Annotated in this window: 17 protein-coding genes; 6 read left to right on the top strand and 11 right to left on the bottom strand. The window is 69.0% G+C overall.

The genetic code is table 11. The features are described from left to right. Positions 1-26: 26 nt before the first annotated feature. Both ACGTNG_RS08975 and ACGTNG_RS08970 read right to left on the bottom strand, forming a co-directional pair. A complete protein-coding gene (locus ACGTNG_RS08975; RefSeq protein ID WP_394576672.1) occupies positions 27-878 on the bottom strand; it encodes a ribonuclease T2 family protein in 852 nt (283 codons plus the stop codon). Between the two features lie 2 nt (positions 879-880). Then, positions 881-2,230, bottom strand: coding sequence for a deoxyguanosinetriphosphate triphosphohydrolase (locus tag ACGTNG_RS08970; RefSeq protein WP_394576671.1), 1,350 nt, complete (start codon positions 2,228-2,230; stop codon positions 881-883). 259 nt (positions 2,231-2,489) lie between these two features. Here ACGTNG_RS08970 and ACGTNG_RS08965 point away from each other — a divergent pair, with 259 nt between their 5' ends. Together ACGTNG_RS08965 and ACGTNG_RS08960 are read left to right on the top strand one after the other, a co-directional pair. After that, positions 2,490-4,067, top strand: a complete 1,578-nt coding sequence (locus ACGTNG_RS08965; RefSeq protein WP_394576670.1) for a peptide MFS transporter — start codon at positions 2,490-2,492, stop codon at positions 4,065-4,067. 1 nt (position 4,068) lies between these two features. Further along, positions 4,069-5,883, top strand: coding sequence for an aminopeptidase P family protein (locus ACGTNG_RS08960; protein WP_394576669.1), 1,815 nt, complete (start codon positions 4,069-4,071; stop codon positions 5,881-5,883). Positions 5,884-6,022: 139 nt separating this feature from the next. Here the strand turns inward: ACGTNG_RS08960 and ACGTNG_RS08955 are convergent, their stop codons facing one another. The 8 genes from ACGTNG_RS08955 to ACGTNG_RS08920 form a co-directional block, all read right to left on the bottom strand. Next, positions 6,023-7,516, bottom strand: coding sequence for a tripartite tricarboxylate transporter permease (locus tag ACGTNG_RS08955; RefSeq protein ID WP_394576668.1), 1,494 nt, complete (start codon positions 7,514-7,516; stop codon positions 6,023-6,025). 7 nt (positions 7,517-7,523) lie between these two features. Further along, positions 7,524-7,976, bottom strand: a complete 453-nt coding sequence (locus ACGTNG_RS08950) for a tripartite tricarboxylate transporter TctB family protein (protein WP_394576667.1) — start codon at positions 7,974-7,976, stop codon at positions 7,524-7,526. Next, entirely contained in the window at positions 7,973-8,968 is a 996-nt protein-coding gene (locus ACGTNG_RS08945) for a Bug family tripartite tricarboxylate transporter substrate binding protein (protein WP_394576666.1), read from the bottom strand. Before ACGTNG_RS08945 ends, ACGTNG_RS08950 begins: the two co-directional genes overlap by 4 nt. Positions 8,969-9,111: 143 nt before the next feature. After that, on the bottom strand, positions 9,112-10,320 hold the full coding sequence (locus ACGTNG_RS08940) for a CaiB/BaiF CoA transferase family protein (RefSeq protein WP_394576665.1): 1,209 nt from the start codon (positions 10,318-10,320) through the stop codon (positions 9,112-9,114). After that, a complete protein-coding gene (locus ACGTNG_RS08935) occupies positions 10,320-11,279 on the bottom strand; it encodes a hydroxymethylglutaryl-CoA lyase (protein ID WP_394576664.1) in 960 nt (319 codons plus the stop codon). The genes ACGTNG_RS08940 and ACGTNG_RS08935 overlap by 1 nt, the downstream gene beginning before the upstream one ends. A gap of 148 nt (positions 11,280-11,427) precedes the next feature. Continuing rightward, a complete protein-coding gene (gene glnG, locus ACGTNG_RS08930) occupies positions 11,428-12,837 on the bottom strand; it encodes a nitrogen regulation protein NR(I) (protein ID WP_394576663.1) in 1,410 nt (469 codons plus the stop codon). Continuing rightward, entirely contained in the window at positions 12,830-13,876 is a 1,047-nt protein-coding gene (glnL, locus tag ACGTNG_RS08925; RefSeq protein ID WP_394576662.1) for a nitrogen regulation protein NR(II), read from the bottom strand. The genes glnG and glnL overlap by 8 nt, the downstream gene beginning before the upstream one ends. A 597-nt stretch (positions 13,877-14,473) precedes the next feature. Beyond that, positions 14,474-15,061: a DUF4124 domain-containing protein gene (locus tag ACGTNG_RS08920; protein WP_394576661.1), complete on the bottom strand. Its 588-nt coding sequence runs from the start codon at positions 15,059-15,061 to the stop codon at positions 14,474-14,476. Between the two features lie 150 nt (positions 15,062-15,211). Between ACGTNG_RS08920 and ACGTNG_RS08915 the strand changes: the two genes are divergently transcribed. Further along, positions 15,212-15,925, top strand: coding sequence for a ZIP family metal transporter (locus ACGTNG_RS08915; RefSeq protein WP_394576660.1), 714 nt, complete (start codon positions 15,212-15,214; stop codon positions 15,923-15,925). A gap of 116 nt (positions 15,926-16,041) precedes the next feature. Here ACGTNG_RS08915 and glnA read toward each other — a convergent pair whose 3' ends face one another. Beyond that, positions 16,042-17,448: a glutamate--ammonia ligase gene (gene glnA, locus ACGTNG_RS08910; RefSeq protein WP_394576659.1), complete on the bottom strand. Its 1,407-nt coding sequence runs from the start codon at positions 17,446-17,448 to the stop codon at positions 16,042-16,044. Positions 17,449-18,032: 584 nt separating this feature from the next. Between glnA and ACGTNG_RS08905 the strand changes: the two genes are divergently transcribed. The 3 genes from ACGTNG_RS08905 (at position 18,033) to ACGTNG_RS08895 (ending at position 20,992) form a co-directional block, all read left to right on the top strand. Then, positions 18,033-18,572 (top strand): glycosyltransferase family A protein, encoded by a 540-nt coding sequence (locus ACGTNG_RS08905; protein ID WP_394576658.1) that lies wholly within the window; start codon positions 18,033-18,035, stop codon positions 18,570-18,572. Positions 18,573-18,711: 139 nt separating this feature from the next. Continuing rightward, positions 18,712-20,538, top strand: coding sequence for a translational GTPase TypA (typA, locus tag ACGTNG_RS08900; protein WP_394576657.1), 1,827 nt, complete (start codon positions 18,712-18,714; stop codon positions 20,536-20,538). Between the two features lie 124 nt (positions 20,539-20,662). After that, positions 20,663-20,992, top strand: a complete 330-nt coding sequence (locus tag ACGTNG_RS08895; protein ID WP_394576656.1) for a hypothetical protein — start codon at positions 20,663-20,665, stop codon at positions 20,990-20,992. Positions 20,993-21,097: the final 105 nt, after the last annotated feature.

The following is a 21,097-nucleotide window of genomic DNA, read 5'->3' as shown; positions in this document are numbered from 1 at the left end:
CCGCCGATTCACCGACGGCCGCCTCGTCAGTCGAAACTGGCGAGGCGCACCCGCGACGCGCAGCGCCCGCGCGGCTGGCGCACCAGGCTCTCGGCCGCCGGGAAGTCCTCCAGCCGCTCTGCGGCGATGCCGATGCGCACCTCGGTGAGCAGGCGGTTGCCCCGCCCCCCGCAGGTCAGCCGCAGCGCTCGCCCGGTCTGCTCGCCGAAGGCCGCCTCGAAGGCATCGATCAGCGCGTTGCGTGCCACCTCGCCGCCCTGATTCAGGGTCACGAAGGCGCCGAAGGCGCTCTCGTTGACGGCCTCGACCAGCGCCACCGAGGCCGCGAAGTAGACGGTCTCGGGCAGCGCCAGGCAGGCGGCATGCTTGGCATACTGATAGCGATCCAGGCAGCTGGCCCGGCCCGGCATCGCCGACTCGAGGCGACTCTCCAGCGCCGCCGGCAGGTCGAGCGGCGGGTGGACTCGACAGAAGCCGCCGTCGGGTCGCGGCGTCTCGAGAAAGCACCCCTCCCGCCACCAGCGGCGCCGATCGATCCCCCGCTCGGCGAAGCGCTCGGGCAGCGAGGGCCACAGGCCGTGCAGCACGAAGCCGCGATCGGCACCCTCGCGCAGGGCCGGCTCGCGACACTCTCGCGGCGGGCGCGAGCGGCTCGCGCAGAAGCCAGGGTGCCAGGTCATCGCCAGGGTGTAGTGCTCGACGCCCTCGGCCGAGAGGGCCTCGAGGGGGGCTCGTTCGCCGGCGCCCGAGGCCTGCGCCTCCACCCCGCCCGACGCCTGAGCATTCTCCGCGCCCGCCCCCTGCGCGACAAAAGCCGCCGCGACGCTGACCAGCAGCGACGCTGCCAGCCCCCGCCGCAGGCAATACCAGGCCCCCATGCTCAGTCGCCCCGCAGCCGACCGCCCATCTCCTGGGCCAGGTCCACCGCGTAGTGGTCGGTCATGCCGCCGATGAAATCCAGCATGCGTCGGTAGCTGTCGTAGAGGCTCCAGGAGGGGCGCGGGGTGTTCTCGCCGATCAGCGCCAGCACCCGCTGATGCTTGAAGGTGGAGCGCCCCTGATAGTGCAACTCGTGGGCGGCGCCGATAAAGGCCTCAAGAAGAATCCCCAATGTCGTGTACGCACCGATCTCCAGCTTGGCCTTGCGCTCGTTCTGGAAGATCCGCTTGCGTGCCAGCTGCTTGGCCGTCTTCACGCCCCAGCCGAGGTCCGGGTGGCAGAGCTCCAGCAGGTCGTCCTGGAGGCGCCCACCGAGCAGCTCCGCCTCGTGCTGGACGAAGACCGCGCCGACGTCGCTCACCGCGCGCTCCATGGCCGCCCCGCGCAGGGCGGCGATGCGCCGACGCTGGGAGACGCCGCTGCGCTGCATCTCGGGGTAGTCCGGCGGCGCGCCGCCGGCGATCTGGGTGAGGATCTCGGCCACCTCGTCGAAGCCCAGGATGCCCATCTCCAGGCCGTCCTCGAGGTCGAGCAGCGCATAGCAGATGTCGTCGGCCGCCTCGACCAGCCAGGCCAGCGGGTGGCGGCACCAGCGCCCCTCGCCGCGCGGCAGCAGGCCGAGCCGGTCGGCCACCTCCTCGAGCAGCGCGCGCTCGCTCTGGTAGCAGCCGAACTTGCCGGCCGCCCCGCCGTGCTCGACGGTCCAGGGGTACTTGAGCAGGGTGCCGAGCGTCGCCGTGGTCAGGCGCATGCCGCCGCGGAACTGGTTGTATTCGACCTGGGTGACGATGCGAAAGCCCTGGGCGTTGCCCTCGTAGGTCAGCAGGTCCTCGCGTTCGCGGGCCGAGAGCCCCTCGAGCAGGCCGCTGCCGTCGACCTCGGCGCGGGCGAACCAGTCGCGGATCGCGTACTCGCCGGCGTGGCCGAAGGGCGGGTTGCCGATGTCGTGGCCGAGGCACGCCGCCTGGACGATCACCCCCAGGTCGGCCGGCGTGATCCAGGCCGGCAGGCGCTCACTCAGCCGCTCGCCGACGATCATGCCCAGCGAGCGGCCCACGCAGCCCACCTCCAGCGAGTGCGTCAGGCGGGTGTGGATATGATCGTTGTCGGTCAGCGGGTGCACCTGGGTCTTGCGCCCCAGGCGACGGAAGGAGCCGGCGAAGACGATCCGGTCGTGATCCTTGTGGAAGGGGCTGCGGCCGATCTCGCCGCGCCCGTTGCCCGGGCGCGCGCCGCGCCGATCGTGTAGCCGTCCCGGGTCGAGCAGCCGCTCCCAGCTCATCTGCGTCATGGGCAATCTCTCCTTGGAGGCCCCATTCTGGCACCGCCACGCGCGAGATTGCCATCGCCGCGCCGCCGACGTGCCGGAACGCCTCGCGCCAGCGCCGTTATCGTTTCGCCGACTAACAAATTTCCATAGAATCGTCTGTCATAGCCGCGTCATCCAGAAGAAAACCACGCAAAACCGACATTAAACAGCACCGCTGTCTAACGCTGTCCGGATCGACGCGGCGCGCGACGCCAACACACGCATACAGGGCAGACGCTCCATGACCTCACCCTCCGACGCGCCCGACGCGACGTCCCGACAGGACCACGGCTTCTTCGGCCACCCCCGCCCGCTGGGATCGCTGTTCTTCACCGAGATGTGGGAGCGCTTCTCCTACTACGGCATCCGCCCGCTGCTGGTGCTGTTCATGGCCGCCGGCCTCGCCGAGGGCGGCCTGGGCTTCAGCCGCGAGGACGCCGCGGCCATCGTCGGCATCTACGCCGGCGCCATCTACCTCTCGGCCCTGCCCGGCGGCTGGCTGGCCGACAACTGGCTCGGCCAGCGCCGCGCCGTCTGGTACGGCTCGATCCTGATCGCCCTGGGCCACCTGGCCATCGCCCTCTCGGCGCTGTGGGGCGCCACCGCCTTCTTCGTCGGCCTGCTGCTGATCGTGCTGGGGTCGGGGCTGTTCAAGACCTGCATCACCGTGATGGTGGGCAGCCTCTACGACGAGGGCGATGCGCGCCGCGACGGCGGCTTCGCGATCTTCTACATGGGCATCAACCTCGGCGCCCTGCTGGCCCCGCTGATGACCGGCCTTTTGATCGAGAGCGGCGGCTGGCACTGGGGCTTCGGCATCGGCGGCCTGGGCATGCTCGCCGCGCTGCTGATCTTCCGCCTCTGGGCGATTCCCGCCATGCGCCGCGCCGATGCCGAGCGCGGCCGCGACGCCAGCTGGGACGCCCCGGCCGTCCAGCGCCGCGGCGTGGGGCTGGCGGTCTCGGGGCTGTCGCTTGCCGCCGCCGCCCTGGTGGGCCTCGCGGCCGTCGGCGTGATCCGGCTGGAGCCGGTGGCGATCGCCGAGGCCATGACCAGCGTGATCATCGTCTGCGCCCTGGGGTTCTTCGTCTACCTGATGGCCTTCGCCGGCCTCGACGCCCGGGAGCGCGCCCGGGTGGTGGTGGCCTTCCTGCTGATCGTCGCCTCGGCCTTCTTCTGGGCCTCCTTCGAGCAGCAGCCCACCTCCTACAACCTCTTCGCCAACGACTACACCGACCGCGCCCTGTTCGGCTGGGAGATCCCCACGGTCTGGTTCCAGTCGCTCAACGCCGTCTTCATCATCCTGCTCGGCCCGCTGTTCGGCTGGCTGTGGCCGTTGCTGGGCCGCCGCGGCCTGGAGCCGAGCAGCGCCACCAAGTTCGTGATGGGCCTGCTGTTCGCCGCCGCCGGCTTCGGCCTGATGATGCTCGCCGCGCGCCAGGTGCTCAGCGGCGACGGCCTGGTCTCGCCGCTGTGGATCACCGCCAGCCTGCTGCTGCTGACCCTCGGCGAGATGTGCCTGAGCCCGGTGGGTCTCTCCACCATGAGCACCCTGGCGCCCCAGCGCATCCGCGGCCAGCTGATGGGCCTGTGGTTCACCTCGCTGGCGCTGGGCAACCTGGTCGCCGGCCTGATCGGCGGCAACGTCAGCGCCGACAAGCTCGCCGAGCTGCCGGCGCTGTTCGGCCGCTCGGCCGTGGCACTGGTACTCTGTGCCCTGGTCCTGGCGCTGCTGACGCCGCTGATCGGCCGCATGCTCAAGGGCAGCCAGCGCGACTCCGCCGCCGCCACCCCCTCCTCATCCACCACCGGAGCCTGACATGAGCCACGCCCCCTCGACCCCCGCGGCGCGTCTCGCCGCCCTGCGCGACGCCATGCGCGAGCACGCCATCGACGCCTGGTGGCTGCCCTCTTCCGACCCCCACAACTCCGAGTACCTGCCCGAGCACTGGGCCGGCCGCGCCTGGCTCTCCGGCTTCGACGGCTCGGTGGGCACCCTGGTGGTGACCCACGACGCCGCCGGCGTCTGGGTCGACAGCCGCTACTGGGTGCAGGCCGAGGAGCAGCTGGCGGGCAGCGGCATCGACCTGATGAAGCTCCAGCCCGGCCAGGCCGACGCGCCCATGCGCTGGCTGGCCGAGCGACTCGACGAGGGCGCGACCCTGGGCTTCGACGCCGACGTGGTGACGCTCGCCAACGCGCGGCGGCTCGAGGAGGCGCTGACCCCCAAGGGCATCCGCCTGCGCGGCGATCGGGACCTGCTCGACACCGTCTGGCCCGACCGCCCGGCGCTGCCCAAGGCGCCGCTCTACGCCCATCCGGCCGAGTACCTCGACGAAAGCCGCGCCGAACGCCTGGCCCGGGTGCGCGCGGCCATGGCCGAGCACGGCACCGAGTGGCACCCGATCTCGACCCTGGACGACATCGCCTGGCTGACCCAGCTGCGCGGTGACGACGTCGCCTTCAACCCGGTGTTCCTGGCGCACCTGCTGGTGGGCACCGAGACGGCCACGCTGTTCGTCGCCCCGGGCAAGCTGGACGAGGCCCTGAGCGCGGCGCTCGCCGCCGACGGCATCGCGTTGGCGGACTACGCCGACTGGCCGCCATGCCTCAACGAGCTGCCTCCCGAGGCTCGCGTGCTGCTCGACCCGGCCAAGCTGACCCTGGGCACCCGCCAGGCGCTGCCTGCGGGCGTGACCCTGGTGGAGGCCAGCCAGCCGAGCACCCTGGCCAAGAGCCGCAAGAGCGACGCCGACCTCGCCCACGTGCGCGAGGCCATGGCCGAGGACGGCGCCGCGCTGTGCGAGTTCTTCGCCTGGCTCGAGGCGGCCCTGGCGCGCGGCGAGACGATCACCGAGTTGACCGTCGACGAGAAGCTGACCGCCGCCCGCGCCCGGCGTCCCGGCTTCGTCAGCCGCAGCTTCTCCACCATCGCCGCCTTCAACGCCAACGGCGCGCTGCCCCACTATCACGCCACGCCGGCGGCCCACGCCACCATCGCGGGCGACGGCCTGCTGCTGATCGACTCCGGCGGCCAGTACCACGGCGGCACCACCGACATCACCCGGGTGGTGCCGGTGGGCGAGATCTCCGAGCTTCAGCGCGAGGACTACACCCGGGTACTCAAGGGCACCATCGCGCTCTCCCGGGCCCACTTCCCCCGGGGCATTCCCTCGCCGCACCTGGACGCCATCGCCCGGGCGCCGCTGTGGGTCAGCGGCCGCGACTACGGCCACGGCACGGGCCACGGCGTGGGCTACTTCCTGAACGTCCACGAGGGGCCCCAGGTGATCGCCTGGTCGGCGCCGGCGGCGCCGCATACCGCCATGCAGCCGGGCATGATCACCTCCATCGAGCCCGGCGTGTATCGCCCGGGCGAATGGGGCATCCGCATCGAGAACCTGGTCGCCAACCGCCCCGCCGAGGCGAGCGACTTCGGCGACTTCCTGCGCTTCGAGACGCTGACGCTCTGCCCCATCGACACCCGGCCCATCGACGTTTCGCTGCTCGACCCCGCCGAGGCCGACTGGCTCGATGCCTACCACGCCGAGGTGCGCGAACGCCTCGCGCCCAAGCTCGAGGGCGGGGCCCTGGCCTGGCTCGAGCAACGCACCCGGCCGCTCGCGCGCGGCTGATCGCGCGTCGCTCATCGCCGAGCGACGCCCGACATGACAAGGGGCGCCGGCATGCCGGCGCCCCTTGTCGTTGGAGCCTCAGGGAGCAGTGTCAGGAGAAAGGAGCGTCTCGCGGCGCGCCTTCGCCACTGCCGCGGATTTACATCCGCCGCTTCATCAGCCAGTGGAACAAGAGCCCGCCCACCAGCAGGGCGATGGCAAACAGGTAGATGCCCACCGAGATGCCGCTGTTCCAGATGATGCTCCAGTCGCCCCCGGAGATCGACATGGCGCGGCGCAGGTTGTACTCCATCTGGCCACCCAGCAGCAGCCCCAGCACCACCGGCACCGTGGGGATCTCCAGCTTGCGCAGCCCGTAGCCCAGCACGCCGAAGGCCAGCATCAGATAGAGATCGAAGGCGCTGTTGCCGAGCGAGTAGACCCCGACGAAGGCGACCATGACCACCATCGGCATCAGGAACCAGCCCGGCGCCCTCAGCACCCGTGCGAACAGCCCCACCAGCGGAATGTTGAGCGCCAGCAGCATCAGGTTGCCGATGAACAGCGCCGCCACCAGGCCCCACACCAGCTCGGGCTGGTTCTCGAACAGCAGCGGGCCCGGGGTGATGTTCATCGACAGCAGCAGCGCCAGCAGGATGGCCGTGGTGCCGCTGCCGGGAATGCCCAGCGACAGCATGGGGATCAGCGCCCCCCCGGCGGCGGCGTTGTTGCCCGCCTCAGGTGCCGCCACCCCATGCGGGTCGCCGTGGCCGAAATCGCCGCGTGCGCCCTGCCAGCGTCGCTCCAGGGTGTAGGAGAGGAAGCTGCCCAGCGCCGCGCCCGCCCCGGGCAGCACGCCGGCGATGAACCCCAGCACCGAGCTGCGTCCGATGCTGCCGCGGCAGCGCCAGGCCGTGCGTACGCCCGGCATCGCAGAGCCCAGCGTCATGGTCGGCCTGCGTCCCTGATGCGAGTCCTCCAGAAAGACCAGGCACTCCGAGATGGCGAACAGCCCCACCAGCGCCACGATGAAGTCGATGCCGTCGTAGAGCTCGTACCAGCCGAAGGTGTAGCGGGGCACGCTGCTGACCGCGTCGATACCCACGGTCCCGAGCAGCAGACCCAGGCAGGCGGCCAGGAAGCTCTTGGCCAGATGCCCGCCGGTCACCCCGCCGATGGTGGCGAAGGCCAGCACGAACAGCGCGAAGTACTCGGCAGGGCCGAAGCGAATGGCGACCTTCACCAGCAGCGGGGCGAACAGCACCAGCCCGATCGTCGCCACCAGGGCGCCGACGAAGGAGGCGACACCGGTCAGCCCCAGCGCCTCGCCGCCGCGGCCCTGCTGGGCCATGGGGAAGCCGTCCAGGGTGGTCATCATCGCCGGCTCGTCGCCGGGGATGTTGAGCAGGATGGAGCTGATCCGGCCGCCGTACATGCAGCCGTAGTAGATGCTGACCAGCAGGATCAGCGCGGCGGTGGCCGAGAGGCTGAAGTTGAAGGTCAGCGGGATCATCAGCGCTACCCCGTTGACCGGCCCCAGCCCCGGCAGCGCCCCGATCAGCGTGCCCAGGGCGCAGCCCACCAGGGCCAGAAAGAGGTGCTGCGGCTCCAGCGCCACGGCGAAGCCCTGGGCGAGAAAGGCAAGGAGTTCCATGGCGGCGTTACCCGTCGAGGTCGGGCATGTCGGGCAGCGGCATGCCGAGGGCGAATTCGAAGAGGAGGTAGAGCCCCAGGGTCAGCAACAGCCCGAACGGCAGCGCCTGCCGCCAGGTGGCACCGAACAGCCGAATCATCAGGGTCACCGTCAGCAGGGCGGTGGGCAGAAAGCCCAGCGGCTGGATCAGTCCCGCATAGACCATCAGCAGCACCAGCAGGCAGAGCTGGCGTATCAGCGCCGCCCGGCCGGGCCAGCGCTGATTCATTCCCGGTCGCAGGATCAGGTAGAGCGACAGCAGCCCCAGGGGCACGCTGACCAGGCGCGGGAAGGCGCCCGGCCCCACCGTCTGGCCGAAACCGCTGGTGAAGTCATGGGAGAGCCACCAGGCGACGACCGCCACCACCAGCAATACCGCACCGGCGAGGCGATCGCCGAGCGCGCCAGCGCGCTCACTCACTCGATGACCCCGATCTCACGCGAGATGCTCTCCACCTCATCGATGGAGTCCAGCACGAAGGCGCTGAATTCCTCGCCGCCGCGCCACAGCGGCACCAGGCCGTTCTGCTCGGCCACGCCCTTCCACTCGTCGCTGTCGTAGAGTGCCTTGAGGTCGTCCACCATGGCGGCGTAGTCCTCATCCGAGACCTCGCCGCCGGTGTAGAAACCGCGCCAGTTGTAGCCGGCCACGTCATAGCCCTGGCCAGTGGCGGTGGGCAGATCGTCGAAGGGCGCGGGCAGCGGTTCCTCGGAGAGCACCGCCAGCACGCGCACGTCGCCGGACTCGATGAAGCCGGCGATCTCGCCCAGGTCGGTGGAGACCACGTCGACATGGCCGCCCATCATCTGGGTCACGGCCGGGCCGCCGCCGTCGAACTGCACCCAGCGCAGGCTGCCGATCTGGTCGTCCGGCATGCCCGCCTCCCGGGCCAGCATCAGCATACGGATATGGTCCCAGCCACCGGCGCCGCTGGAGCCGGCGACGGCCAGCGCCCCAGGGTCATCGACCACGGTAGTCATCAACTGCTCGAGGCTCTCGAATTCGCTCTCGTCATCCACCAGGATGACCCCCACGTCGGTGCCCAGCATGGCCAGCCAGCGCATGGTATCGGCGCCGCCGGGATACTTGCCCTGGGCGATCTGGGTCACCCCGACGGTGCTGGTGGCGACGATAAGATCGCTGTCGTCGGCACGACTGCTCTCGACATTGGCAAAGGCCACCGCCCCCACCCCGCCCGGCATGTTCGTGACCTGCACCGGGCTGTCCACCAGCTCGAGCTCCAACAGCAGCTTGCCGACCGAGCGGCAGGTGAAGTCCCAGCCGCCACCGGGATCGGCCGGGGCGATGCATTCGCTGATCGGCAGCGCCTGAGCCGGAGCGCTGACGGCGAGTCCGGCCCCCATCAGGGTGGCGGTGGCAAGGCTGAGGGCCCCTCGGGTGAGTGACGGCATGGCGTGTCTCCTGCTGATATCGTCTTGTTGTTGGAACCGCACGTTGAAACTGCGGTAAAGCGGCAGTGGTTCCCGCTGTCGCGGCGCGCGCATGGTGCTCGCCGCACGGCTCCGCCCGCCGCACGGCGGCGAACGGACGTCGTTCAGATCACCCGGTGCGCCCGAAGCGCCGCCAGCTCATCGCCCTCGACACCCAGCTCGGCCAGCAGCTCATCGGTATGCTCGCCCAGCCGTGGCACCGGGTGGTAGAGCATGGCCGGCGCCTCACGCATCTTCACCGGAAAGCCGGTGACCGGCACCCGGCCCGAGGCCTGGGTCAGCTCCAGGCGCATCTCCTGTGCCTGCACCTGGGGGTCGGCAAAGGTCTCGCGCAGGTCGTGGACGCGCCCACAGGGCACCCCGGCGCGATTGAAGTGCTCGATCCACTCGTCGACCTGGCGCGTCACGATGATGGCGTTGAGCAGCTCGCGCAGCGCCTCGCGGTTGGCCATGCGCCGACGGTTATCGAGGAAGCGCTCGTCGTCGAGCAGGTGCAGCAGGTCCAGCGCGCCGAGGAAGCGCTCCACCATGGTGTCGTTGCTGGGGGCGATGGCCACCTCGCCGTCACTGGCGGTGAACAGGCCGTAGGGGTAGAGCATCGGGTGGTCGTTGCCGGTGCGGGCCGGGACCCGATTGGTGGCGAAGTACTCCGCCGCCAGATACCCCATCATGGCGATCAGGCCGTTGGTCAGCGCCGTCTCGACGATGTCGCCCTGCCCCGTCGCGGCGCGGCGCACCAGGGCCGCGCAGATGCCGAAGGCCAGGTTCTGGCTGGCCACCATGTCGCTGATCGGCGGCGCGGCCCGCATCGGCTCGCCGTCCGCAGGGCCGTTGACGCCCATTAAGCCGCTCATGGCCTGGGCGATGAAGTCGTAGGCGGGCCGATCGCGGTAGGGCCCGGTGGAACCGAAACCGTTGATGCGCCCCACCACCAGATGCGGATAACGCTCGCGGAGGGCGTCGTCGTCGAGCCCCATCTTGCCCAGCACGCCGGGCCGGAAGTTCTCCACCAGCACGTCCGCGCCCTCGAGCAGTCGATGGAGAATGTGCTTGCCCTCGTCGCTGCGCAGGTCGAGGGTGAGCGAGCGCTTGTTGCGGTTGAACTGCGCGAAGTACCAGCTCTCGCCATTGACCATGTTGCCCTGATGGCGTACCACGTCGCCCCTGCCGGGCGGCTCGACCTTGATCACATCGGCGCCATGATCGCCGAGGATCTGGGTACAGAAGGGGCCGGAGATCACCCGGGTGAGGTCGATGACGCGAACGCCTTCGAGCGAGCCCATCGAGCGGGCGGTGGAAGTGGTCGCAGCCATCACGCCTCCCCCCGTGCAGTGGGCACCGTGTCACAGGCGCTCAGCGCGAGGCGGGCCCCGGCCCTGGAGACCTGGCCCGGCAGGGGACGTCCCATCAGGTCGCTGGCACGGCCCGCCGCTTCGATCAGCCGCTCCACATCAAGACCGGTCTCCAGCCCCATCTCCTCCAGCAGATAGGCCAGGTCCTCGGTCGCGATATTGCCCGACGCCCCCGGCGCGAAGGGACAGCCTCCCAGCCCCCCGATGGAGCTCTCGTAGCGGTCCACGCCGAGCGCCAGCCCCTGCATGACGTTGGCCAGGCCGATCCCGCGGGTGTTGTGGAAATGCAGCGTCAGTGGAAGATCGGGCGCGGCGTCGCGCAAGCGAGTGACGCGCTCGGTCACCAGCGGTGGCGTGGCCATGCCGGTGGTATCACCAAGGGACAGATGCGTGGCGCCCAGGTCGGCAAAACGACGTGCGATATCGGCCACGGCATCGACCGAGACGTTGCCTTCGAAGGGGCAGCCAAAGGCGGTCGCGATGGCGCCTCGCAGCGCCACTCCCGTGCCTTCGAGTAGCCGAGCGATCTGCTCGAACCCCGCGAGGGACTCCGCGACGCGGCGATTGACGTTCTTGGCGTTATGGCTTTCCGAGGCGGAAACGAACAGCACGACCGAGTCCACCCCCGCCTGCATGGCGCGCTCGGCCCCGCGCACGTTCGGCACCAGTGCCGAGAGATGCAGGCCGCTCATTTCACGACGCAGCGCGGCCATCATGTCGGCCGCATCGGCTAGCGCCGGCACCGCTCGCGGGCTCACGAAGGAGGTGGCTTCGAATTCTCGAACGCCGGCCGCCATCAGGGCTCGCGCCAAAGACAGCTTCTGATCGGTGGACAGCACGACGGCTTCATTCTGAAGGCCGTCGCGCAGGCCTACCTCGGTAATATGGATACCCTGCCGCGGTACATCGGGAGTGGACATGAGCTGCCTTCTTCCATGAATGCCGACTCATGGAAGCTACGCCAGCCGATAAAAAAGCAGCAATGCACCTTTCGTCCTACAGCTCCCTTCTCCAAGACCCCTTCACCACAGGGTGATATTGCCGCTCTCCTGCTCCGGCTCCGCGCCGCTAATCCTCCGCCAGCGCCGGCAGCAGGGTCTTGAGCTTGCGGGTGAGGGTGTTGCGGCCCCAGCCCAGCAGCTCGGCGGCCTCGCCCTTGCGCCCGCCGGTGTGCTTGAGCGCGGTCTCGATCAGGATGCGCTCGAAGTCCGGTACGGCCTCCTCGAGCAGGTGGGTGTGACCGTCGCTCAACGCGCGGTCGGCCCAGTCGCGGAAGGCGGCGCGCCAGTCGCCGACGCTGCCCTCGGTGGCGCCGGGCTCGCGCAGTTCCGGCGGCAGGTCCTCGACCAGCACCTCTCGACCTGAGGCCATTACGGTCAGCCAGCGGCAGGTGTTCTCGAGCTGACGGACGTTGCCCGGCCAGGAGAGCCGGGTGATGTGGGCCTCGGCCTCGGGAGTGAGCACCTTGATGTCGGTGGCGAGTTCCTTGGCCGCCTCGGAGAGGAAGTGGCGCGCCAGCCGCGGGATGTCCTCGCGGCGCTCGGCGAGCGTCGGCAGGTGCACGCGGATCACGTTGAGGCGGTGGAACAGGTCCTCGCGGAAGCGCCCGTCCTCCACCAGCGTCTCGAGGTTCTGGTGGGTGGCGGCGATGATCCGCACGTCCACCTTCACCGAGGTGTGGCCGCCCACCCGGTAGAACTCGCCGTCAGCCAGCACCCGCAGCAGGCGGGTCTGGGTCTCGGCGGGCATGTCGCCGATCTCGTCGAGGAACAGGGTGCCGCCGTTGGCCTGCTCGAAGCGCCCCTGGCGCTGGGCCGTGGCGCCGGTGAAGGCGCCCTTCTCGTGGCCGAACAGCTCCGACTCGATCAGGTCCTTGGGGATCGCCGCCATGTTCAGCGCGATGAAGGGCTTGCCGGCGCGCGGGCTGTGCTGGTGCAGGGCGCGGGCGACGCGCTCCTTGCCGGTGCCCGACTCGCCGTTGATCAGCACCGTGATGTGCGAGTGGGAGAGCCGGCCGATGGCGCGGAACACCTCCTGCATGGCCGGCGCCTCTCCGATGATCTCGGCATCCAGCCCCTCGGGCACGCTGACCGGGCGCTTGCGCTCGCGGGCGTGGGCCACCGCCCGGCGCACCAGGGCCAGCGCCTCGTCGACGTCGAAGGGCTTGGGCAGGTACTCGAAGGCACCGCCCTGGTAGGAGGCCACGGCGCTGTCCAGGTCCGAGTGGGCGGTCATCACGATCACGGGCAACTCCGGGTGGGCCTCGCGCACCCGGGCCATCAGGTCCAGGCCGTCGAGCCCCGGCATGCGGATATCGGTGACCAGCACCTCGGGCGGATCCTCGAGCAGGCGCTCGAGGGCGTGATCGGCGCGCTCATGGGTCTCCACCTCGAGATCGGGCTGGGCCAGGGCTCGCTCCAGCACCCAGCGAATGGCGCGATCGTCGTCGACGACCACGACGCGGGCGGCATCAGTCATGGTGCTTCTCCAGCGGAATCAGCAATCGGAATTGGGTGTGGCCGGGGCGCGAATCGCACTCGATGAGCCCCTGGTGCTGGTGCAGAATCGACTGGGCGATCGAGAGCCCCAGGCCGCTGCCCTCGGCGCGACCGGAGACCATCGGATAGAAGAGCGTCTCGCGCAGCGACTCGGGGATCCCCGGGCCGTTGTCGATGACCGCCACCTCGCAGACCAGCCGGTGACGCTCGGCGCCCAGGGTGAACTGACGCCGGGCGCGGGTGCGCAGCGTGAGCCGCGGCGAGGCGGTGCCGGCCTCGGTCATCGCCTCCACGGCGTTGCGCGCCACGTTGAGCAGCGCCTGGATCATCTGCGACTCGTCGCCCGAGAGTTCCGGCAGGCTAGGATCGTAGTCGCGCTCGATCCATACCGCCGGGTGCTCGACGATCAGCAGCGAGCGGACCCGCTCGAGCACCTTGTGGATGTTGAGCGGCTCGTGGCGGATCATCCGGTTGGGCCCCAGCATCGAATCGACGAGGTCGCGCAGCCGATCGACCTCCTCGATGATGATGCGAGTGAACTCCTGCAGACCGGGGTCGGCGAGATCCCGCTCCAGCAGCTGGGCCGCCCCGCGGATGCCCCCCAGGGGGTTCTTGACCTCGTGGGCCAGCCCGCGGGCCAGCACCTTGATGGTCTCCTGGCGAGTCTGCAGCGCCTCCTCCCGGGAGATCCGCAGCAGCCGGTCGCGGGGCTCCATCTCCAGCAGCAGCTCGTCCGGGGAGAGGGGGGTGACGGTGTAGTCGACGGTCAGCGGCTCGCCGGTGGGCCGGATCAGGCGCGCCTCGCGCTGAGTGAAGGGGTGGAATTCGTCCCGGGCCTTGGCCAGCAGCGCACCTATATCCTCCTCCCCCTCCACCAGGGCAGGCAGCGGCTGGCCCTGCAGGCGGCTCAGGCTGATCGCCAGCAGCGCCTCGGCGGCCGGGTTCATCCAGCGCAGCCGCAGCTCGCCGTCGAGCAGCAGCACCGCGGTGGTGAGGTGTTCCATCAAGCGTCGATACATGAAGCCGTCCTGCCCGATCCGATGAGCGCCTTTCGAAGAAGCGCCGTGAGCCTGCACTGGAGAGGACCTGCAAGAAGCGCGCCACCTCATGAAGCGGCTGGCAGCGCCTTCCCGGGGCAGGACCGCCCCATCTTGGCGCACCACTTTAGTGCATAAGGCCGTCGAACGCCCGTTTACGTGCAGCCAGGGCATCGAGCCTCGCTCGCTGCCTCAACCGGCCGAGCGATCGGGGCGCATCACGGGCGGTAGCGGGCGCTACATTCGCGTATCACCCGGGAAGCGAGCGAGCTTCTAGGGGGCGTGCCGGTGATACGGGGGCGAAGGATAGTGGGGCGGGGGGGGCCGGGTGGGAGGGTAATGGGGCCTGGTATGCCGAGGCGGACGATGCCAGGGTGGACGATGATGGCCCGGGCGATCGCCACTCTCCTCCCTCGGCTTGCCGCGCAGCCGATCGAGCACCTCGAAGGCGCCCCCCTCCTTTATCCGGTCGGCGTGATCGAAGGCATCGAAGTGTCCGTCGTCGCGAGGCATGAACTCGCGACAGGGCCAACGGGTGCCGTCCGGACACGGCGGCCGATGCGTCCGGCGAGGGGCGAACTAACCGCTCGGGTTGTTGGGGTTGCGGGGCAGGTTGACGCTGGCCCGCTGCACGTAGAGGGTCACCGGCGAGGTGCGATGGCGGACCGCCCCGCCGTCATCCAGGAGCTCGGCCTGCAGCACGTGCTCCCCGCGCGCGAGGTTGTTGAGCATGAAGGTATCGGTATGCATGGCCGATTGGCTGACCCGCCCGTCGACCAGCAGGCGCACCCGATGGTCCTCGCGCAGCTCGGGCTGGATGCCCAGGGTCACCTGGACGTTGCCGGCCGCGCCGGTGGGCAGGGTCTCCTCCTGGGCGGGCGAGAGGATGCCGAAGCGATCGTAGGGCATGAACGGCTGCCCCGGGGCGGCCGCGTCGGGCTCGCCCTGTCCGCCCTGTCCGCCCTGCACGGCGGGCGCCATGCCCGCCGTCTCGGCCGGGCTCGGCACCACGGTAAGCGGGTCGAGCGTCACCGCCTCGCCGCCCCCCTCGGGGTTGTCGGTGAACACCACGTTGCCCTGGGCGTCGGTGGTGCGGTAGATGGGCTGGGCGTGAGCCGCCAGGCTCAACGACAATCCCAGCGCCACCACTGCCAGTGCCTTGTTCATGCGCCGATTCCTGCGTTGCCGATGGGTTTCCCTTTATGATGCAAGACTAGCGCAGAAGCGACCGCCCAAGGAACGCGAATGCCCCCCCGGACGAGATCGAGGCGACCGCCGGGGGAGTCGGCACGCCCCGATGGAGAGAGGAGACGACGCATGGACGCCTGGCAGACGGTGATCGTCCTCACGCTGATGGCCGGCATGGCGATGCCGATGGGCGCCTGGCTGGCGCGGGTGGAGTGCATCCCGATCGACTGGCTCGAGAACGAGCTGCGCCACGGCATCATCGCCTTCGGCGGCGGCGCCCTGCTCTCCGCGGTGGCGCTGGTGCTGGTCCCGGACAGCCTGCCGGCCCTCGGCATCGCCACCGCCACGGGCTGTTTCGTGGCCGGCGGGCTGGCCTTCATGGCGCTGGATATCGCCCTCAATCGCAGCGGCACCTCGGCCAGCCAGCTCGCGGCCATGCTCGCGGACTTCGTGCCCGAGGCCCTGGCCCTGGGCGCGGCCTTCGCCCACGGCAGCAGCGGCAGCCTGCTGCTCGCCGGCCTGATGGCGCTGCAGAATCTGCCCGAGGGCTTCAACGCCTACCACGAGCTGCGCAGCACCACCCCCTACACGAGCCGCCGGCTGATCGGGCTGTTCTTCGCCATGGCCTGGCTAGGGCCGCTCGCCGGGTTGAGCGGCTTCCTGTGGCTGGCGCCCTATCCCACGGCGGTGGCGGTGATCATGCTGTTCGCCGCCGGCGGCATCCTCTATTCGGTATTCCAGGACCTCGCCCCCCAGGCCAAGCTCGACTACCACTGGGGACCGCCCCTGGGCGCGGTGCTGGGCTTCGCGCTGGGCCTCGTCGGCCACATGCTGCTGATCTAGCGCCCCACCGACCGGCCCCGCAAAAAAGCCGCACCAAAAAAAGCCGCACCAAAAGAAGAGGCACGCCCGGGGGCGTGCCTCTTTCGATGCTGGGGCGGCGCCGGGGCGCCGCGGGATCAGCAGCTGTAGTACATGTCGAACTCGATCGGGTGCGTGGTCATGCGGATGCGTTCCACGTCTTCCTCGAGCAGCTCGATGTAGGCATCGATCATGTCGTCGGTGAAGACGCCACCCTCGGTGAGGAAGCTGCGGTCGGCGTCCAGCGCCTCGAGGGCCTGGTCCAGGCTCTCGGCCACGGTCGGGATCGACTTGCCCTCTTCCGGCGGCAGGTCATAGAGGTTCTTGTCCATGGCATCGCCGGGGTGGATCTTGTTGCGGATGCCGTCGATGCCGGCCATCAGCATCGCCGCGAAGCACAGGTAGGGGTTGGCGGTCGGGTCCGGGAAGCGGGCCTCGACGCGCTTGCCCTTGGGGCTCGCGGTATAGGGGATACGGATGGAGGCGGAGCGGTTACGGGCGCTGTAAGCCAGCATCACCGGCGCCTCGAAGCCCGGCACCAGACGCTTGTAAGAGTTGGTGGAGGCGTTGGTGAAGGCGTTCAGGGCACGCGCGTGCTTGATGATGCCGCCGATGTAGTAGAGCGCCATCTCGGAGAGACCCGCGTACTCGTCGCCGGCGAACTGGTTGGTGCCGTCCTTCCAGAACGACTGGTGCACGTGCATGCCGCTGCCGTTGTCGCCGACCAGCGGCTTGGGCATGAAGGTCGCGGTCTTGCCGTATGCGTGAGCCACGTTGTGGATCACGTACTTCATCTCCTGGACCTCGTCGGCCTTCTTGACCAGGGTGTTGAACTTCACGCCGATCTCGTTCTGGCCGGCGTTGGCCACCTCGTGGTGGTGCACCTCGACCGACTGGCCGATGGCCTCGAGGGTGTTGCACATGGCGCCGCGGATGTCGTGGAAGCTGTCCACCGGCGGCACCGGGAAGTAGCCGCCCTTGACCCGCGGACGGTGGGCGAGGTTACCGCCCTCCACCGGACGATCGGTGGACCAGGCGCCCTCTTCGGAGGAGATCTTGTACATGGAGCCCTCGATATCGGACTTCCAGTGCACCTCGTCGAAGATGAAGAACTCGGGCTCCGGACCGAAGAAGGCGGTGTCGCCCAGGCCAGAGGACTGCAGGAAGGCCTCGGCGCGCTTGGCGATGGAGCGCGGGTCGCGCTCGTAGCCCTGCATGGTGGCCGGCTCGATGATGTCGCAGCGCAGCACCAGGGTGGCATCTTCGGTGAAGGGGTCGAGGAAGCCGGAGCCGTCTTCCGGGCGCAGGATCATGTCGGACTCGTTGATGCCCTTCCAGCCGGAGATGGAGGAGCCGTCGAACATCTGACCGTTCTCGAAAAACTCCTCGTCGACGTCACGGGCCGGGATGGTCACGTGCTGTTCCTTGCCGCGCGTATCGGTGAAGCGCAGGTCGATCCACTTCACGTCGTGTTCTTCAATCAGGGCGAGCGTCTTCTCGGACATAGGTCCTCCACAGTGAGCTGGGCTGAAAAGTGTGAGCGGTTGCAGGGCAATGGCGCGGGCTAGTTCCAACGACGTTGTAGCATGCCGCCGGGCCGGTGCCCACGACCACCCTGCCGCATCATGGCCATGCCAGGAACAATGCAGGCTGCGTGCCAACCTTGCACCACCGGGCGGCATAAAAATCACAACCCATTGATAGACATAGGCTTTACTCGACCATCTCTCGCAAAAGCATGCACCAGGATCGCCATTCTCACCGGTGGGATGACCTCTTGATCGCCTTATCGCACCACAAGGGTGCAAAAAGACCGCCTTGCGCACCAGATTGAATCGCACTCCTCGGCCGACATTCGCTTTGCCGGCGGGTCAGCGATGACCTCCCTCATGCCCGACGCAGTCGGAAGGTCATGTCCGCGACACAGAAATATCAGTCGGACGTCCGTTGATACGTGTTAACACCAAAAACTACACTCGTTTACATGGCGGCGCCGACCGGGGTGGCGCGGGCTCCGGAGCGGTGGCGTGGGTCCTGGAGTGAGCGCCATCTCAGAGCCCTGCGCCCTACCATGGGAGGCGACCCGAGCATGATCGTCTGCAGCATCATCCTCGATGCCCGCGCCTCGGGTGCCGGCCTTCCGCGCCGCCTGGCGGCGCTGAGGCCCCTGCGACAGCGCCGCGACCTGCGCCTCGAGGTACTGCTGGCCGACGATACCGGCGATGCACGCCTGCTGCGCATGACCAGCCGCCACGATGTCCGCCTGATCGTCACCGAGGGCACCCCCCTCGGCGACCGCCTCAACACGGCGGTCGCTCACAGCCAGGGCGATGTCCTGCTGTTCCCGGCCTCGGGGCGGCTCATCTCCCCGGGCTGGCTGGTGGATACCCTGGCCGACATCGAGCACCACGGCCGGGACGCCGTGGTGCTGACCACCGCGCGCCCCAACCGGCTGACGCTGTTCTGGCAACGCCTGCGCCACCAGCCCCTCGCCGACACCCTCTGCGTCTCCCGCGCCTGGTTCGAGCGCATCGGTGGCTGCGACCCGTCGCTGGACGGCGAGGCCCTGCCCGACCTCATCGCCCGCCTGCATGCCTGCCAGGCACGCGTCACCGCCGTCGACGCCTGAATGGCGCATTCCCGCGCCTTACGACCGCTCCCAAGCCACTGATATCTGGTCGTGACGGAAGATTCACGGCGACAAAGCTGGTAGCCGTCATCGCCCTGCCCCTATAATGCGGCCCCAATTTTGTCAGCAGGATCCCGTCGTGATCGAGAATCTTCGCAACATCGCCATCATCGCTCACGTCGACCACGGCAAGACCACCCTGGTCGACAAACTGCTCAGCCAGTCCGGCACTCTCGACCGCAAGGCCGAGGGGCAGGAGCGCATCATGGACTCCAATGACCAGGAGAAGGAGCGCGGCATCACCATCCTGGCCAAGAACACGGCGATCCGCTGGCAGGCCCCCGACGGCCAGGACTACCACATCAACATCGTCGACACCCCCGGACACGCCGACTTCGGCGGCGAGGTCGAGCGCGTCATGTCGATGGTCGACTCCGTGCTGCTGCTGGTCGACGCGGTCGACGGCCCCATGCCACAGACCCGCTTCGTGACCCAGAAGGCCTTCGATCAGGGCCTCAAGCCGATCGTCGTGGTCAACAAGATCGACCGCCCCGGCGCGCGCCCCGACTACGTCATCGACCAGATCTTCGACCTGTTCGACAACCTCGGCGCCAGCGATGAGCAGCTCGACTTCCCGATCATCTACTGCTCGGCCCTCAACGGCATCGCCGGGCCGGAGCCGGATCAGCTGGCCGACGACATGACGCCGATGTTCCAGTCCATCGTCGACATCGTCGAGCCGCCCAAGGTCGAGCTCGACGGCCCCTTCCAGATGCAGATCTCGGCGCTGGACTACTCCAGCTACGTCGGCGTCATCGGCCTGGGCCGCATCAGCCGCGGCTCCGTCAAGCCGAACCAGCAGATCACCGTGATCAGCAAGGAAGGCAAGGAGCGCAAGGGCAAGATCGGCCAGGTCATGACCCACCTCGGCCTGGAGCGGGTGCAGACCGACGAGGCCACCGCCGGCGATATCATCTGCATCACCGGCATCGACAACCTGGCGATCTCCGACACCCTGTGTGATCCGGCCGCCGTCGAGGCCCTGCCGGCGCTGACCGTCGACGAGCCGACCGTCTCTATGACCTTCCAGGTCAACGACTCGCCCTTCGCCGGCAAGGACGGCAAGTTCGTCACCAGCCGCAACATCAAGGATCGCCTCGACCAGGAGCTGATCCACAACGTGGCGCTGCGGGTCGAGCAGGGCGACAGCCCGGAGAAGTTCATCGTCTCCGGTCGCGGCGAGCTGCACCTCTCGGTGCTGATCGAGAGCATGCGCCGCGAAGGCTTCGAGCTGGCCGTGGGCCGTCCCGAGGTGATCATCCGTGAGATCGACGGGGAGAAGCAGGAGCCCTACGAGGAAGTGATCATCGACTGTGAGGAGCAGCACCAGGGCTCCGTCATGGAGGAGCTCGGCTACCGCAAGGGTGAGCTGGTCAACATGAACCCGGACGGCAAGGGTCGCGTGCGTCTGGACTTCATCATCCCCGCCCGCGGGCTGATCGGCTTCCGTGGCCAGTTCCTGACCCTGACCTCCGGCACCGGCATCCTCACCAGCCGCTTCGACCACTACGGCCCGCTCAAGCCGGACGCCTCCATCGAGCGGCGCAACGGCGTGCTGGTCTCCATGGTCCCCGGCAAGGCGCTGGCCTACGCGCTCTACGCCCTGCAGGACCGCGGCAAGCTGATCATCGACCATGCCACCGAGGTCTACGAGGGCATGCTGATCGGTATCAACAACCGCGCCAACGACATGGTGGTCAACCCCACCAAGGGCAAGAAGCTCGACAACATGCGCTCCACGGGCAACGACGAGAACATCGTGCTGACCCCGCCGATCAACTTCACGCTCGAGCAGGCCATCGAATTCCTCGATTCCGATGAGCTGGTGGAAGTCACCCCCAGCCACATCCGCCTGCGCAAGAAGCACCTGACCGAGAACGAGCGCAAGCGCGCCAGCAAGAAGTAAGCCGGCCCGCCATCGCCAGAGCCCGCCCCTTCGGCGGGCTCTGTCGTTTGTGGCCGCCGCCCACGGCCCTGTGCCCCGGCGACGGCTATGCTGGAGGCACACCCCCCACCCAAGGAGTACCGTCATGCACAAGCATGTGGAGTGGGACGATCCCGGCGAGCGGAGCGTCCTGCGTTACTATGCCGACCATCCCGACGACTACCGCCCGCCCGAGCGCGGCAGCATCCTCTCGGCCAGCTACCGGGGGTTCACCGTCAGGGTGAAGGTCGCGGCCCGGGTCGAGGAGACCAGCATCGGCGAGGTGGTGGCGCTGATCGCCGACGACAACGGGCGGCGCCAGCAGGCCGCCGGGGATCTCTCGCTGGGCGACACGGTGCGCCTGCCCGACGCTTACCGCGCCCTCGAACCTCGTCACCCCGAGGAGTCGGAAGAGCCGGAAGAGCCCGAGGACTGATCCCGGCGGCGGTGACCACCGGGCGCCGCCAACGGCTGCTAAACGCTGGCCCACTAGCCAGCAAGGCCCGCGTGCCGCAAAGTTGGCGGCACAGGCTCACAAGGC

The sequence above is a fragment of the Halomonas sp. B23F22_3 genome, from assembly GCF_043496965.1.
Classification (GTDB): domain Bacteria; phylum Pseudomonadota; class Gammaproteobacteria; order Pseudomonadales; family Halomonadaceae; genus Halomonas.
The sequence above is the reverse complement of the archived record's forward strand: the minus strand, read 5'-3'. Positions and strand labels throughout refer to the sequence as shown.